The following is a 14069-nucleotide window of genomic DNA, read 5'->3' as shown; positions in this document are numbered from 1 at the left end:
ATCAGTTCTCCAAAGGAATCAACACTTTCTCATCCGGCGCCAACACCATGAACACCAGCAGCTTGGCGGGTTGGGTGGCGCTGGCGTTTTTCGAGACCAGATGTTCCGACCCCGCCGGTTCGTACCAGAACTCGCCGGCCTTGTAGGTGATCGCTTTTTCACCTTTGACCTGAGAAATGATCTCCCCCGAAAGCACGTAAGCCATGGCCGTGCCCTGATGTTTATGGGCGATGGACGATTGGCCGGGCTCGTAATCGACTTCGATCATCAAGGCTTTTTTGCCGGGTGCGTTTTTCAGCATCTGGTCCTGCAGGACGGTGATTTTTTCTGAAGGGGGTGCGGTGTCGTGGGCGAAGGCCAGGGCTGAAACACTCAGCGTCAGGGCGGCGAGAGGAGCAGCAAAAAAACGAAGCGCATTCATGGTTGATTACCTGAGGTGGTGAGTCGTCAGGGACCACAGTAAGCCGCGCTATCGGGCAATCAAACGGCCAATTTTCGGGAAGGTGAGGGGACCAATCACAGAGTGCGCAGGGCTAAGGGGTGATGAACTGTGGCGAGGGAGCTTGCTCCCGCTGGGTTGCGAAGCGACCCCAAAACCGGTGGACGCGCAGGACCAGACAGACTGCGTTCGCCGGATTTACGTCTGCTGCGCAGACGAGCGGGAGCAAGCTCCCTCGCCACAGGTGTTTGTCAGACGATTGGAAAGCTGTTGAAGTCGACGGCATTGGCCAGTCGGCTGTCGATCAGGCCGATAAAGCCTTGCACTTGGGGGCAGTTGAAATGCGATTGCATGGCCGCTTCCGATTGCCAGCGGGCGCTGACCGTCCAGCGGGTGCCGTCCTCGGGGCAGCGGTCGACCATATAGGAATCGCAGCCCGGTAGTTCGCGCAGGGTGTCGACAATCTTTTGCAGTTGCTTACCCAGTTCGTCCGAGCGGCCGGCGGCGGCCTGCACCTTTACGGTGGTGATCACTTCATTGGACATTGCTCACACTCCTGAATCAGGCCGGACGAATCCTGCTCATTGAGGGATAACGCCCAATCAGGATAGGCCTGCCCCCCCAGACCGCCAATAGCCAATCGCCGGATAAAGCCGCAGACCAATCCCTCAGCCGAGCTGCTGCAAAATGTCCCTTAACCGGTCCAGGGCGATGTCGATGTCCAGGGTTTCGATCGCGCCGAACCCCAGGAAAAGCCCGGCCCGCGGCGTTTGCTGGTAAAAAAAGCTGTCCAGGGCATAGAGCCCCACTTCGACTTTTTTTGCCAATTCGATCACCAATGGAATATCGACCGGCACCTTGCACAGCACCGCCATGTGGAACCCGGCTGTGGTCGGCACCACTTCAAACCACGGCGAAAGGTCGCCCGCCATGCGCGCCAGAATCCGTTCGCGGCGCCCGGCGTAAATCGTATGGCAGCGCCGGATGTGCTTGAGCAGACAGCCTTCGGCGATGAACTTGGCGAGCGCCCATTGGGGCAGGGTGGAGGTGTGCAGGTCGGTGAGCTGCTTGGCGCGGATCACCGCTTCGAGAATCGCCGGTGGCAAAATCGCGTAACCGAGCCGCAGCTCCGGCAACAGGGTCTTCGAGAACGTGCCGACGTAGGCGACGATGCCGCGCTGATCCAGGTTTTGCAGCGAGTCGGTGGGCCGGCCTTCGTAGCGGAATTCGCTGTCGTAATCGTCTTCGATAATGATCGCCCCCAGCTCATAGGCCCTTGCAAGCAGGGCCTCCCGGCGGGGCTGGCTCATGGGCATGCCCAAAGGGAACTGGTGGGACGGGGTGACGTAAATCAGCCGGGTGCCATCGGGAATGTGCTCGACCTGAATGCCTTGCGCATCCACCGGCACGCCAACCACCGTCGCGCCATGGCTTGCGAACAACAGGCGCGCTGGCGGGTAGCCGGGGTCTTCCATGGCCACGAGGCTGCCCGGTTGGGTCAACACCCGGGAAATCAGGTCCAGCGCCTGTTGCGCGCCGTTGCACACCACCACGTCTTCGTCCTGACAATTGACCCCACGTGAAAACGCGATGTGCCGTGCAATCGCATTGCGCAGCGCCGGCAGGCCTTCGGGCTGGCTATAGAAACCTTTGGAACCGGCTATCTGGCGCAAGGCATGGGAGGTGCAGCGGCGCCAATCGTCCTGCGGAAACTGACCCTTGCTGGTGGCGCCACCAATGAACTCGTAACGCAATGAGCCTTCCAGCGTCGGGTGGCGCAAGAATGTCGGCAGGCTGCGCCAGCGTTCGATGACATCAAAGCTCGCCAGCTCCGAATGGCTCTGCTTGCGGACGGTTTTCGCCGCCCGGGCATTGACGTAAGTGCCTTTGCCGATCACCCCGGTAAGGAAGTTCTCATAGGTCAATTGCGCATACGTGTCGGAAATGGTCTTGCGCGAGATCCCCAGTTGTTCGGCCAGCAAGCGGCTGGGCGGCAGCTGCGTCCCGGCTGTCAGGCGGCCGGATTCAATGGCGTCGCGCAGTTGCCGGTACAACTGGCCTGCCAGGTCCTTGCGGCCGTTGATGACAACATGAAGTTCCATACCGGCGGGGCTCCTGGGGCGGTTGAGGCGACTGTGCGTCGCGCCAGATTACCCGCATGAACGCCTGCGCAGAAGTTGCGTGGGCGAAAAACCTGCGATTGGCCTGCTACCGGGCGGTCCATGGTTTTTTCGACAAATTGGACCTGTGACGTTCAGGGGACAGGCTCTACCTTGGAGTCACCTATCCGATCCACGAGGTCGCCCCATGAACTCCCGTCTGGATTACTACAGCGCATCCCCCAAAGCGATGAAAGCCATGATCGCCATGGAGGCCTTGACCCGCGACCTGAGCATCGAACCGGCGTTGCTGAACCTGATCAGAATCCGCGCCTCGCAGCTCAATGGCTGCGCCTTCTGTACCGACATGCACTCGGTGGACGCGCGCCGCTTCGGCGAGAGCGACCGCCGGCTGTATGCGATCGTGGTCTGGCGCGACAGCAACTTCTTCAACCCTCGGGAGCGGGCGGCCCTGGCCTGGACCGAAGCGGTAACGCTGCTTTCGGAAAGCCACGTGCCAGATGACGTTTACGCACTGGCCAGGGAGCAGTTCAGCGAAGGTGAACTGGTCGACCTGACGGTGGCCGTCAGCACCATCAACAGCTGGAATCGCCTGGCGGTGAGCTTTCGGCAAACGCCCAGTGATTGATAAGTTAAGACGCAGTACCTGTGGGAGCGTGGCTGCCCGCGAAGAACGATGACGCGTAATACCTGAAAAACCGTGGTGCATTCTTCGCGGGCAAGCCACGCTCCCACAGGATTTTCGTCGCTCAAATTTTTTAACTTACCGAAATTGCCATGCAATAACTGATCACCTGCCATTGAGCAGCGGCGAAGTCCCGGTCGCCGGTGCCGGCCGCTGCGGTTTCACCGATGTGCCAAAGGTATTGCCCATGCGCGTGCTGGTGGCGGCCGGTGTGGCCAGGCCCAACTGATGGGGTGGCCGCTTGTTGATAGGCACGTTCATCGACTGCTGATTTTTCTGCGCAGCGACAGCCCCCTCGGGGTTGTTGCCCATCTGCTGGCTGAGGCAGTTGTAGTCTGGCGCCTTGTAGCTACCAACCGTCACTTCGACGCAACTCGGCGGTTGTTCGGCCTGGGCCAGCGACAGCCCGGTCATCAGCAACACGCCCGCTGCTAGGTTCGACAGATGTTTCATTGAAGGCCTCCTGGCCGGCCACAAAGGGGCCGCTCTGGAGCGTGAGTCTAGAGCAAAGCGCTTTAACGGCGCGTGATGGTTTTTTTGCACCGGCCGTCACATCAGGTTCATATACAGCCCTCAGGATGACGGTTTTCAGGGGTACGTCAGCCGTGCAGCGAGGCAGAGCCAGGGACGGGCGCCAGGTTTTCATGACTCATGTTCGCCAGGCTTGCCTGGCGTTGCTGTTTTGGTTGATGTCATCGGCAGTGTCCGCAGGTCCGGTCGATCCGCGCACACCGCTGGAACTGGACATCCCGGCCCAGGCATTGGCCAGCGCACTTGAACGGTTCAGTCGCTCCACCGGCATGGCTGTGCTCGTGGATCGCCAACTGACTCGCGGTCGTCGTTCGGTCGCCGTGAAAGGGCACTTGAATGCTACCGATGCGCTGAGCCTGATGCTCAGTGGCAGCGGACTGATGGCGCGGTATGCCCGAGCGGATGCCTTCACCTTGCAGGTGGCGCAGGTCGCCGAGGTGCCCTCGGTGTCAGGCACAGTCGCAAACAATGCGCCGCTTGCGGGCGGCAGTTATGCGACGGCGATTCAAACGGCGCTCGAACGTCGTTTGTGCCGCTCGCCGTTGACCCGGCCGGGCAGTTTTCGGGCGTTGTTGCAACTGTGGATCGGCCGTGACGGTGTGGTGCAGTACAGTCGTCTGGTCAGCTCCACAGGTGATGTTCAGCGCGACTCGGCGCTGGTGGAAAGTTTACGCAACCTCAGAATAGAACGCCCGGCGCCTAGCTCTCTTGGCCAGCCGGTCACGCTGCTTTTGCTACCGGAATCGTCAGGAAAACGCATGGAATGCACACAATGGGAAGGAGTTTCCGGGGGATGAAAGACACCGGGCAAAGTTCGATGGTCAGGCTGTTCCTGACGTCCTATGACGATTTCAAGGTGCGCTTGCGCAGACGCCTCGGTTCGGAGGACCTGGCCAACGACGTCCTGCACGAAACCTACCTGCGGGTTGACCGCATGGAAGCCCCGCCGAACATCGCGCAACCCAATGCCTACCTCTATCGCATGGCCCTGAACATCGCGGCCGACCGGCGCCAGTCGGATGCCCGGTTGCTGACCGGCAGTGAGGTGGAGGAGCTGTTGCAGGTGTCTGACGAAGCGCTCGACCCGGCACGGGTGGTGGGCGGACAGAAGGAAATTCAGTCGCTGCTCAAAGCGCTGTACGAGCTGCCGGCGCGGCGGCGCAAGATCTTTATCGCCGCGCGTCTGGAAGAGGCGCCGCACCTGGAAATCTCCCAGCGTTTCGGCATTTCGACACGGATGGTCGAGAAAGAAATCAAAGCCGCCCTGGGCCATTGCGCCGCGCGCCTGGAAAGAAAAGTTATTCAGCGGTTCGGTCCCGGCGCGGGAAAACCGTCTTGATAGAAGAGTCCAGATTAATCCGTGAGTACCCCCGCGCTTGAACATCTTCCGTATGTCATTCCCTGAGGCGACACCCCAGGACCGGCTGCAAAGCGAAGCCCAGGACTGGTTGATCCTTTTGACCTCGGGCCGTGCGACCGTCGCCGATGCTCGTGCTTTGCGCCAGTGGTGCGCACAAAGCCCCGAACACGCCCGTGCATTCGAGCAAAGCAAGCTGTTGTGGCAGCAATTGCAACCCGCCGCCGAAGGTTTGCAGGCACCGCGACACCTGGGTCGTCGGGCGTTTCTTGGCGGCGCCATCGCGGCGTCCGCGGCGTTTTTGCTGATTCGTGGCACCGTGCCGGGCGGTTTCTCCGGGCTCGGCGCTGACTACATCACGGAAGTCGGCGAACAGCGGCGGGTCGATCTGGCGGACGGCGTGAGCCTGGAACTCAATACCCAGACGCGGATCAACCGTCGTGACAATGCCAATTTCGTACTGGTCAGCGGCGAAGTCGAAGTCCTGACCCGTGCTCAGGCGCCGCTCAAGGTTCAGGCGGGAGCAGGGTGGTTGAGTGCGAGCCAGGCGCGGTTCAACCTGCGCAACACTGATCAGAGCGTATGCGTTACCTGTCTGGACGGCGCGTTGCAGGTGGATGTGCAGGGGCGCAGCATTCGCCTGGAATCAGGCCAGCAACTGACCTATGACGCCCAGCGAGTCGGCATGCCGCAAGCGGTAGACACCTCGGCGGTGATTGCCTGGCGTCAGCAAGTACTGGTGTTCAACGACGCCACGCTGTCGACGGTGATCGACGAGATCAACCGTTACCGCCCCGGGATGTTGCTGTTGCTCAACAGCGAATTGGGCAAGCGCAAGGTTCAGGCACGCTTCAACCTGGATCAACTGGCGGGAGTGGCGCTGTTGATCCGCGATGCGTATGGGGCCAAATGCACTGAGTTGCCAGGTGGGGTGGTGGTGCTCAGCTAGGGGTTGGCCTGAGGTTATGGGTGTTGCGACTGACGCCTTCGCGAGCAAGCCCGCTCCCACAGGGGATGTGTATTGTCCGCAAATATTGCGGCTAACCGATAACCCTGTGGGAGCGGGCTTGCTCGCGAAGAACGATAACGCGGTCTTCCTGAGTCACTCCAACGGCCCCAGCACCTGCCGATACTGCTCAACCCCTTGGGGCGTCTGCCGCGTCAAACTGACCTCGATCCCCAGCGGATTCTCCCGCCGGTTACCGCTCAGTTTCCTCCAGCCCTTATCCACCTCCCACACCCGCAACGTGGCTTCGCTGACGTCATTGAGTATGGCCACTCCACCGGTGGGAGCCGGCAGCGGATACTGACTGCGCGACGGCGCCTGAGCCCGGTAGAGCGTGTCACCCTTGAGCCACCAGCGCACGCGCTGCAATTCGCCATTCTGGTTGGGCGCGACGCGGATCACGTCCAGACGAAAGCCTTTGCCATCGGTGCTGCGCACGGTCAGCGCGGGCGGGGCGCTGGGCGGTTCGTCGTCTACCCCGGGTTTGGCCGGTTCGGAGAGCTCGATGCTGGCGCGCATCGCGACGTCGCGCTCCAGCTGGTTCAGCGCCCGCAGCAGGGCTTCGGTCTGTTCGGTGCTGGCCTGCAAATGAGCGTCGGCGCGGGTGACGCTGTCCAGGCCGCGCCAGGCAATCAGGCTGACCACGGCCATCAGCATGATCGCCACCATCACTTCGATCAGGGTAAAACCTTGTTGGGCTTTCATTGGACGCTCACCTGGCCGGCGGCATTGCGTTGTACGTTGATGCTGTTGAGCCCGTCCGACAGCTTCAGCTGCAAGGGCGGGTTGATCCATTCTGCGTTCAGCACGACTTTTTGCCTGGGCTCCACGCGCACCTCCATCCCCGGCGTCTGCCAAGGGCGAGGGCGCAGTTGTGGGTCGTTGTTGAAGTGATCGAAGCCTTTGTCCTGGTCATTGTGGCGACTGAAACGAAAACCCTTGGCGTCGGCCAGCCAAGTGATCGGCCGCCCATCGGCCCGGGCTTCGGCTTGCGCCACCTGGAGCAGTTGCGCCACACGCTCCGCGTCCTTGCGCAGCAAGTGCAACGGGTCCGGTTTGATGCTCAGGCTGATCGCCGCGCTGGCGATGCCGATGATCACCAAGACCACCATCAACTCGATCAGGGTAAAGCCCTGTTGTTTGAAGCCATTCATCGACTGCGCGCTCCTTTGCGTCGGTTTTTATCCTGCACGGCAAAGATGATGGGTGTGTGAAATAAAAACGTGAGAATTAAGCGGTAGGCTCAGGGCAGGGACTAAAAGGAGATTCAGCCCATGTCGTTCACCGATCGGTTTTCCCCGGCGCAGTGCGTGCAGGCCGTTGCCTTGCTGGCGACCCTGGCCGGCGTCGTCACCTGGTCGTCACTGCTGCTCACCCGGGCCGAATCCCGAACCCCGGAGGCGGCGCCGCAATTGATTGCCGAGCGCTCCAGTAACCCGGCCCTGCAATGGTTTTCCAACCAACCGGCGCCGGTTGATATCAAGGTTGGCGGCGTGCTGGCGGGCAGCCGTGGTGCCGTGGCCATCCTCAGCCTCAACGACGGCCCGCCGCGCAGCTTTCTGGTGGGTGAGCGCGTGAGCCAAGGGGTAAAAGTCGTGGCCATCGACGGCGACGCCGTGGTGATCGAACGCGGCACCGAACAAACCCGGCTGGTGCTCGACAAACTGCCCGATTCACCTTCGCTGCCCGTACTGACCCAACCCTAAATCCACCACAATCCCTGTAGGAGCAGATCGCAGCCTTCGGCAGCTCCTACACGGACCGTGTTGTGGCTTACTTCGTTATTGGCCGACTGAGCAAGGTGTCGAGTCGGGCCAATGGCGGCGCCTCGCGACTGCGGTCGAACACTTGCAGATCGACCCTCAACAAGCGTTCGTTCTGTGCATTGCCGATGGCCTGCTCGCAGCGCAACAACAACCGCCCCTGATCACATTCGATCGCTTTCGCTCCCAGCGGTAAACGGCCCTCCAGGCGCAGCTCGGCCAGACGACTCTGGGCCGCCAGCAGTGCGATGGATTTGTCACGCAACAGGCCATTGCTTTGGGTCATCAACCCGGCTACCCGCACCGCGGCGGACATCGCGACGGCAATGATCGCCAGCGCCACCAGCACTTCAATCAAGGTAAAACCGGCTTCTCGGGAAGGGCGTCGCATCAGGCGCTCGGGCAGTTGGAACAGCCCTTGACGGTAGCGCCCGGGCTTGACGGCTTGACGACCAAAGCTCCCGAGGATTTTCAACATCACTGACATATCTTCTTGCAACACTGCGCGTCGAATCGAATCAAGCCAGGGAATGTCGGGATGGATATCGCGCGCTTCAAGTTGCTGAATCAGCAGCCTCGCCTGCCTCGGGGGCAGCAAGGTTTCACCCTGATCGAGATCATGGTGGTGGTAGTGATTCTCGGGATTCTGGCGGCGATGGTGGTGCCCAAGGTGCTGGACCGTCCAGACCAGGCGCGGGCCACGGCCGCCAAACAGGACATTGGCGGCTTGATGCAAGCCTTAAAGCTGTATCGCCTGGACCATGGCACCTATCCGAATATGACCCAGGGCTTGAAAGTGCTGGTCGAACGCCCGGCGGACGCCAAAAACAGCAACTGGCGTTCGTATCTGGAGCGCCTGCCCAATGACCCGTGGGGCCGTCCCTACAACTATCTGAATCCGGGCGCGAATGGTGAAGTCGATATCTTCTCCCTCGGTGCCGACGGCCAGCCGGACGGCGAGGGCGTGAATGCCGATATTGGCTCCTGGCAGTTGTAAGCGCGGTCATGAAAGCCTATTCGTTGGCAGTGGCGAAGCAACGCGGCATGGCGATCATCAGTGCCTTGCTGATCGCGGCGGTGGTGGCGGTGATTGCCGGCGGCATGCTCACCCGGCAAACGGTGTTTACCCGAAGCCTTGAGGCTGAGCAGTTGCGAGTGCAGGGCGCCTGGGTGCTGCACGGCGGCATCGAGATCAGCCGACAGCTGTTGTGGGAGGCGCGCCGACGTGACCCGTTGACCCGACTCGATCAGCCGTGGGCGCAGCCCTTGGTGATGGCGCGTTATGACGGTCGTGACTTGCCGTTCGAAGGCCGGCTGGAAGACGAGCAGGGCAAGTTCAACCTGCGCAACCTGGTCGCCAATGAACGAATCGACGAGCAACAACTGGTGAATTTCCAGCGCCTGTGCCAGTTGATCGGGGTCAACGGAACCCTGAGCCAGCGCATCAGCCAGCGGGTGATTGCTTCTTATCCACGCCTGTTGAACCCTGAGTTGGCAGACAAAGCCCCGCCCAAGAGCGGTTTTGACAGCGGCCGCGATACCTCGCCGAATGCCGTGCGCAAACCTCAATTGCCCACGCACCCGATGCTGCGCAGCCTCGACGATCTGCGCAGTGTCGAAGGAATCAATGACGCGCTGCTGGCGAAGATCACGCCTTACCTGACCGTTCTCCCGGCCAATACCTGGCTCAACGGCAACACCGCCAGCGCACCGGTGCTGGCCGCTTATGTGCCGGGGCTGTCGATCGAGCGCGCCCAGGCCTTGATCAACGAGCGTGACGGCGGCCAGTGGTTCATCAATCGTGGGGATTTCGTCAACCGTCTGCGCATGCCGAATCTGGAGCTGGCGACCGTCAAAGTCGGGATCACCAGTGACTGGTTTCGCTTGCGCGGCAAGGCTCGCAGCGATCAGCGTCGGGTCCGCCTCGATGCCTTGCTACACCGCAGCGAAGACCGCTTGCCCGAGGTGATCTGGTCACGGGTGGGCGTATGAATCAGTTGCGCATCGCCTTGCCGCCATTGGCTGATCTGACCCTCGACAGCCCGCTGGAATTCGCCTGGCTGGACCGTCAGGGGCAGGTGACCCGCGAGGGTCAAAGTACCTTGCTGCAATTGGGCCAGAGCGGGAAAACCCCGGCGATTGCATTTTTTCTGCACCCTCAGGACAGCTTGCTCGCAAGCATCGACCTGCCGATTTTACCGGCCAGCAAAACCACGGCAGCGGTGCAGTGCGCGGCGCAGGCGTTGATCCTCGGGGCCTGCGAGCAGATGCACATCGCTCACAGCCCACGGGACGAGCAGGGGCGTGTGCACATCGCGTGGTTGTCCCGGGAATGGCTGAGCCAGTTCGGTCAGCTACTGCGGATGGCGCGATTGACCCTGCGCGGTTTGTACTCGGGTGCGTATTGTTTGCCTGTCGCGGATGGCCCGGTGGCCTGTGTTCGGGACGGGCATCTGTTGGTGCGTCACAGCCTTCAGCACGCGGTCGTACACCCGGCGGTGGAGGAGGCATTGAGTGATCTGTTGCTGGAGAACGGCGCCCGCGTGCAATGGATCGGCGAAGCATTGTCGGAGGAGACGATCACACACTTACCCGCCGAACAACGCTGGACCGGTGCCTTGCCCGGATGGGGCTTGCACGGCGGGATTCAACAACGCCGTGCCGGCCAACCAGGCTGGGGGCGGGCGGCGGCCTTTTGTGCGATGGCCGTGGCGGTCTGGACCGTGGGACTGAATCTGTACGCGGCTCGCGAAGCGACGCAAGGCCAACGACTCAAGACGCACATGAACCAGCGGGTGAAGCAGGCCTTTCCTGAGCTGCCGGTGATCCTCAATCCGCTGCAACAGGCGCGTCAGCAATTGGCCGCCCGCCAGAGCGGCGCCGCGACCGACCCGACCCAGCGCTTCGCCAGCCTGGTGCTACAGGCCGGCAGCGGCATGCCTTTCATCGCCGGCAGCGTGCAACAGCTGGTGTTTGAGCAGGGCGAATTGCAGCTGAGTTTGCTGAGCGATGCGCGCAAAACCGGCAGCGACAAGCAATGGCAAACCGCGCTGACCCAGGCCGGCGTTGCGATCAACGCCACCGAAGATGGCTGGACCTTGCGCCCGGCCACCGAGGCTGCGGCCAGCGACGCAGACACCGCCAGCGGAGCCGACGATGAGTAAATATTCCCTGGGGATTTACCGTGCGCGCTGGCAGCACTTCAACGCCCGCACCCAAGTGCTCTGGCAAGGCCTGGCCCTGCGCGAGAAACGCATGGTCGCGGGCATGGCGTTGGTGCTGGCTGGCTTGTTGACCTGGCTGTTGCTGATTCAACCGCCGCTGAAAAAGATCGAATACTGGCAGGCCGAAACGCCGAAGCTGCGTTCTCAGGCCGAAGCGCTGGAGGTCTTGCTGCGTGAGGTGGCGCGGGCGCCCACCGCGCAAGGCCTCGAACAATCACTGCGCCAGAGCCTGGAAGCCAGCGGCCTGGCCGGGCAATACCAATTGCGGGTGCCAGACACCGCAACCCCCCAAGCCTGGCGCTTGACGTTCGACGAGGCCCCGGCCGATGCCGTGGTCGGCTGGCTGCTGGTCAATCCCCGGCAATTTTCCCTTGAGGTGGTCGAGGTTCGTTTGCAGCGCGCAGGCGAACCTTTGCCCAATGACACGGCAGGCACTCTGTCCGGAACCGTTCGCATGGATCAGGCGCTTGGCGCTAAGGAAGCTTCATGAAGTGGTCAGGTTCTCTGTATGCGCGTCACTGCCGCATCGCCGCGCCGTTTTTATTGCTGGCACTGAGCGCGTGCAGCAACACCGCGACGACGCAACAGCCGCCGTTGCTGGTGGACAGCGAATTGGGACGCCCGTTGGCCGACACCAACCGCACCGGCGATGCATTGGCGGATCGGCAAAAAAACCAGGCGCAATTGAAGCAGCCGCCAGGCGTGCAACACACAATCAGCAGCCCCGGTCGCAGCAATTCAGTGCCTGCCGGTAGCGCGCCAGCGAGCAATCCATTGGGTAATCAACCGGTGACGCTGAACTTTGTCGACGTCGATATCCCGGCGGTGGTGCGCGCATTGTCGCGGTCCACCGGTCGCCAGTTTCTGGTCGATCCACGGGTCAAAGGCAACCTGACGCTGGTCTCCGAAGGGCAGGTGCCAGCGCATCAGGCCTACGACATGCTGCTCGCTACCTTGCGCATGCAGGGCTTCAGCGTGGTCGATGTCGGTGGGGTTTCCCAAGTGGTGCCGGAGGCCGATGCCAAGTTGCTCGGCGGGCCGATTTACAGCGCCGACAAACCCGCCGGCAACGGCATGCTGACCCGCACCTTTCGCCTGCAATACGAAAACGCGGTGAACCTGATCCCGGTGCTGCGCCCGATCGTATCGCCGAACAACCCGATCAACGCCTACCCCGGCAACAACACCATCGTCGTCACCGACTACGCCGAGAACCTGTCGCGGGTGGCGCAGATCATTCAGGGCATCGACAGCCCAAGCGCCATCGACACCGACGTGGTGCAGGTGCAGAACGGTATTGCAGCGGACATCGCCGGCATGGTCTCGGACTTGCTGGAGGCGCCGGGCAACGACCCGACGCAGAAGATTTCGGTGATTGGCGATCCGCGTTCCAACTCGATCATCATCCGTGCCGGCAGCCCGGAACGCACCGAGCTGGCTCGCAACCTGATCTACAAACTCGACAACGCCCAAAGCAACCCGAGCAACCTGCACGTGGTGTACCTGCGCAACGCCCAGGCCGCCAAACTGGCCCAGGCCCTGCGCGGTTTGCTCACCGGGGAAAGCGACAGCGGCAGCAGCGATGGCGCGCGTTCGGTACTCAGCGCGATGGGCGGCAACACCAGCGGCGGCCAGAACGGGACGAGCGGCAGCCAGAGCAGCAGCGGCACGCAAACCTCTACGTCGGGCAGCAGCACCACGGGCGGCACCGGTTACGGGCAGGGCTCGAGCGGCTCGAGCGGCCAGACCGGCAGCGGTCAGCAGAGTGAACAGAACGTCGCCTTCAGTGCGGGCGGCGTGACCATCCAGGCTGACGGCACCACCAACACCTTGCTGATTTCCGCACCGGAACCGGTATACCGCAACCTGCGCGAAGTCATCGACATGCTCGACCAGCGTCGTGCGCAAGTGGTGATTGAAAGCCTGATCGTCGAAGTCGGTGAGGACGATGCCAGTGAATTCGGCGTGCAATGGCAGACCGGTAATCTGGGCGGCAACGGCGTCATCGGTGGTGCCAACCTTGGTGGTTCGGGGATCAATACCAACGCCAAGACCAGCATCGACGTGTTGCCCGCGGGCCTCAACCTTGGCTACGTCAACGGCACGGTGGACATACCCGGCATCGGCAAGATCCTCGACCTGAAAGTGCTCGCCCGCGCCTTGAAGAGCAAGGGCGGAACCAACGTGCTGTCGACACCCAACCTGCTGACTCTGGACAACGAAGCGGCGAGTATTTTTGTCGGCCAGACCATTCCTTTTGTCAGCGGCAGCTACGTCACCGGCGGTGGCGGCACCAGCAACAACCCGTTCCAGACCGTGACCCGTGAAGAGGTCGGGTTGAAGCTCAATGTGCGGCCACAGATTTCCGAAGGCGGCACGGTCAAGCTCGACATCTATCAGGAGGTCAGCAGCATCGACGAGCGCGCGTCCAACAGCGCTTCCGCCGCCGGGATCGTCACCAACAAGCGCGCGATCGACACCAGCATCTTGCTCGACGACGGACAGATCATGGTGCTCGGTGGCTTGCTGCAGGACGGCTACAGCCAAAGCAATGACGCGGTGCCATGGCTGTCGACGATTCCAGGGATCGGGGCGCTGTTTCGCAATGAGCGCCGGGCGATCACCAAGACCAACCTGATGGTGTTCCTGCGTCCGTACATCATTCGCGACAGCGGCGCCGGGCGCGCGATTACCCTCAACCGCTACGACTTCATGCGCCGCGCCCAGGGCGGGATGCAACCGGAGCGCAGCTGGGCCATGCCGGACATGCAGGCACCGCAATTGCCGACGGCGGCGCAGGGTGTGCCGGGGTCGGCGCCGGTTTCGAGTTCGCAGCCACGGGCGACGATTCGTGCGGTGCCCATCCAATGAACACCTATGCAATGAATGGACTGTTTTTTGTGGCGAGGGAGCTTGCTCCCGTTGGGGGGCGAAGCACCCCCAA

The 14069-nt window shown here is 62.0% G+C and carries 17 protein-coding genes; 10 read left to right on the top strand and 7 right to left on the bottom strand.

The window, feature by feature from the left end; genetic code table 11:
* Position 1: 1 nt before the first annotated feature.
* The 3 genes from PSH88_RS16250 to pdxR form a co-directional block, all read right to left on the bottom strand.
* The gene (locus PSH88_RS16250) at positions 2-421 is read right to left on the bottom strand and encodes a cupin domain-containing protein (protein WP_305421519.1); all 420 of its coding nucleotides are present in this window, start codon (positions 419-421) and stop codon (positions 2-4) included.
* 269 nt (positions 422-690) lie between these two features.
* Positions 691-984 carry a putative quinol monooxygenase gene (locus PSH88_RS16245; RefSeq protein ID WP_305421518.1) on the bottom strand — a complete coding sequence of 98 codons (294 nt, stop codon included), beginning with the start codon at positions 982-984 and terminating at the stop codon, positions 691-693.
* A 123-nt stretch (positions 985-1107) separates the two neighbouring features.
* Positions 1108-2541, bottom strand: a complete 1434-nt coding sequence (pdxR, locus tag PSH88_RS16240; protein ID WP_305421517.1) for a MocR-like pyridoxine biosynthesis transcription factor PdxR — start codon at positions 2539-2541, stop codon at positions 1108-1110.
* Between the two features lie 205 nt (positions 2542-2746).
* Here pdxR and PSH88_RS16235 point away from each other — a divergent pair, with 205 nt between their 5' ends.
* A complete protein-coding gene (locus tag PSH88_RS16235) occupies positions 2747-3187 on the top strand; it encodes a carboxymuconolactone decarboxylase family protein (RefSeq protein WP_305421516.1) in 441 nt (146 codons plus the stop codon).
* A gap of 162 nt (positions 3188-3349) precedes the next feature.
* Here PSH88_RS16235 and PSH88_RS16230 read toward each other — a convergent pair whose 3' ends face one another.
* Positions 3350-3697: a hypothetical protein gene (locus PSH88_RS16230; RefSeq protein WP_305421515.1), complete on the bottom strand. Its 348-nt coding sequence runs from the start codon at positions 3695-3697 to the stop codon at positions 3350-3352.
* A 191-nt stretch (positions 3698-3888) separates the two neighbouring features.
* On the opposite strand from PSH88_RS16230, the gene PSH88_RS16225 reads away from it, so the two are divergent.
* From PSH88_RS16225 to PSH88_RS16215, 3 genes are read left to right on the top strand one after another with little or no spacing between them, the layout of a single operon-like run.
* Complete coding sequence (locus tag PSH88_RS16225; RefSeq protein ID WP_305421514.1) at positions 3889-4572, top strand: STN domain-containing protein; 684 nt, start codon at positions 3889-3891, stop codon at positions 4570-4572.
* Positions 4569-5114: an RNA polymerase sigma factor gene (locus tag PSH88_RS16220; RefSeq protein WP_007901197.1), complete on the top strand. Its 546-nt coding sequence runs from the start codon at positions 4569-4571 to the stop codon at positions 5112-5114. Before PSH88_RS16225 ends, PSH88_RS16220 begins: the two co-directional genes overlap by 4 nt.
* Before the next feature lie 37 nt (positions 5115-5151).
* On the top strand, positions 5152-6081 hold the full coding sequence (locus tag PSH88_RS16215; protein ID WP_305421513.1) for a FecR family protein: 930 nt from the start codon (positions 5152-5154) through the stop codon (positions 6079-6081).
* 153 nt (positions 6082-6234) lie between these two features.
* Here the strand turns inward: PSH88_RS16215 and PSH88_RS16210 are convergent, their stop codons facing one another.
* Entirely contained in the window at positions 6235-6843 is a 609-nt protein-coding gene (locus tag PSH88_RS16210; protein ID WP_305421512.1) for a type II secretion system protein GspJ, read from the bottom strand.
* On the bottom strand, positions 6840-7292 hold the full coding sequence (gene gspH / locus PSH88_RS16205; protein WP_305421511.1) for a type II secretion system minor pseudopilin GspH: 453 nt from the start codon (positions 7290-7292) through the stop codon (positions 6840-6842). Before gspH ends, PSH88_RS16210 begins: the two co-directional genes overlap by 4 nt.
* A 120-nt stretch (positions 7293-7412) precedes the next feature.
* Here gspH and PSH88_RS16200 point away from each other — a divergent pair, with 120 nt between their 5' ends.
* Positions 7413-7844: a type II secretion system protein N gene (locus tag PSH88_RS16200; RefSeq protein ID WP_305421510.1), complete on the top strand. Its 432-nt coding sequence runs from the start codon at positions 7413-7415 to the stop codon at positions 7842-7844.
* 67 nt (positions 7845-7911) lie between these two features.
* Here PSH88_RS16200 and gspI read toward each other — a convergent pair whose 3' ends face one another.
* Positions 7912-8292 carry a type II secretion system minor pseudopilin GspI gene (gene gspI, locus PSH88_RS16195; protein ID WP_305427007.1) on the bottom strand — a complete coding sequence of 127 codons (381 nt, stop codon included), beginning with the start codon at positions 8290-8292 and terminating at the stop codon, positions 7912-7914.
* A 147-nt stretch (positions 8293-8439) separates the two neighbouring features.
* Here gspI and gspG point away from each other — a divergent pair, with 147 nt between their 5' ends.
* The 5 genes from gspG to gspD are packed head-to-tail and all read left to right on the top strand — an operon-like array spanning position 8440 to position 13996.
* Positions 8440-8898: a type II secretion system major pseudopilin GspG gene (gene gspG, locus PSH88_RS16190; RefSeq protein WP_007901208.1), complete on the top strand. Its 459-nt coding sequence runs from the start codon at positions 8440-8442 to the stop codon at positions 8896-8898.
* An 8-nt stretch (positions 8899-8906) separates the two neighbouring features.
* Positions 8907-9893: a type II secretion system minor pseudopilin GspK gene (gspK, locus tag PSH88_RS16185; RefSeq protein ID WP_305421509.1), complete on the top strand. Its 987-nt coding sequence runs from the start codon at positions 8907-8909 to the stop codon at positions 9891-9893.
* The gene (gene gspL, locus PSH88_RS16180) at positions 9890-11065 is read left to right on the top strand and encodes a type II secretion system protein GspL (protein ID WP_305421508.1); all 1176 of its coding nucleotides are present in this window, start codon (positions 9890-9892) and stop codon (positions 11063-11065) included. The genes gspK and gspL overlap by 4 nt, the downstream gene beginning before the upstream one ends.
* A complete protein-coding gene (locus PSH88_RS16175) occupies positions 11058-11615 on the top strand; it encodes a type II secretion system protein M (RefSeq protein WP_305421507.1) in 558 nt (185 codons plus the stop codon). Before gspL ends, PSH88_RS16175 begins: the two co-directional genes overlap by 8 nt.
* Complete coding sequence (gspD, locus tag PSH88_RS16170) at positions 11612-13996, top strand: type II secretion system secretin GspD (RefSeq protein ID WP_305421506.1); 2385 nt, start codon at positions 11612-11614, stop codon at positions 13994-13996. The genes PSH88_RS16175 and gspD overlap by 4 nt, the downstream gene beginning before the upstream one ends.
* Positions 13997-14069: the final 73 nt, after the last annotated feature.

Origin of the sequence: Pseudomonas wuhanensis, from assembly GCF_030687395.1 — a bacterium.
In the GTDB taxonomy this organism is placed as follows: domain Bacteria; phylum Pseudomonadota; class Gammaproteobacteria; order Pseudomonadales; family Pseudomonadaceae; genus Aquipseudomonas; species Aquipseudomonas wuhanensis.
Note: the sequence above shows the minus strand (reverse complement) of the source record. Positions and strands in the feature narration are given on the sequence as shown.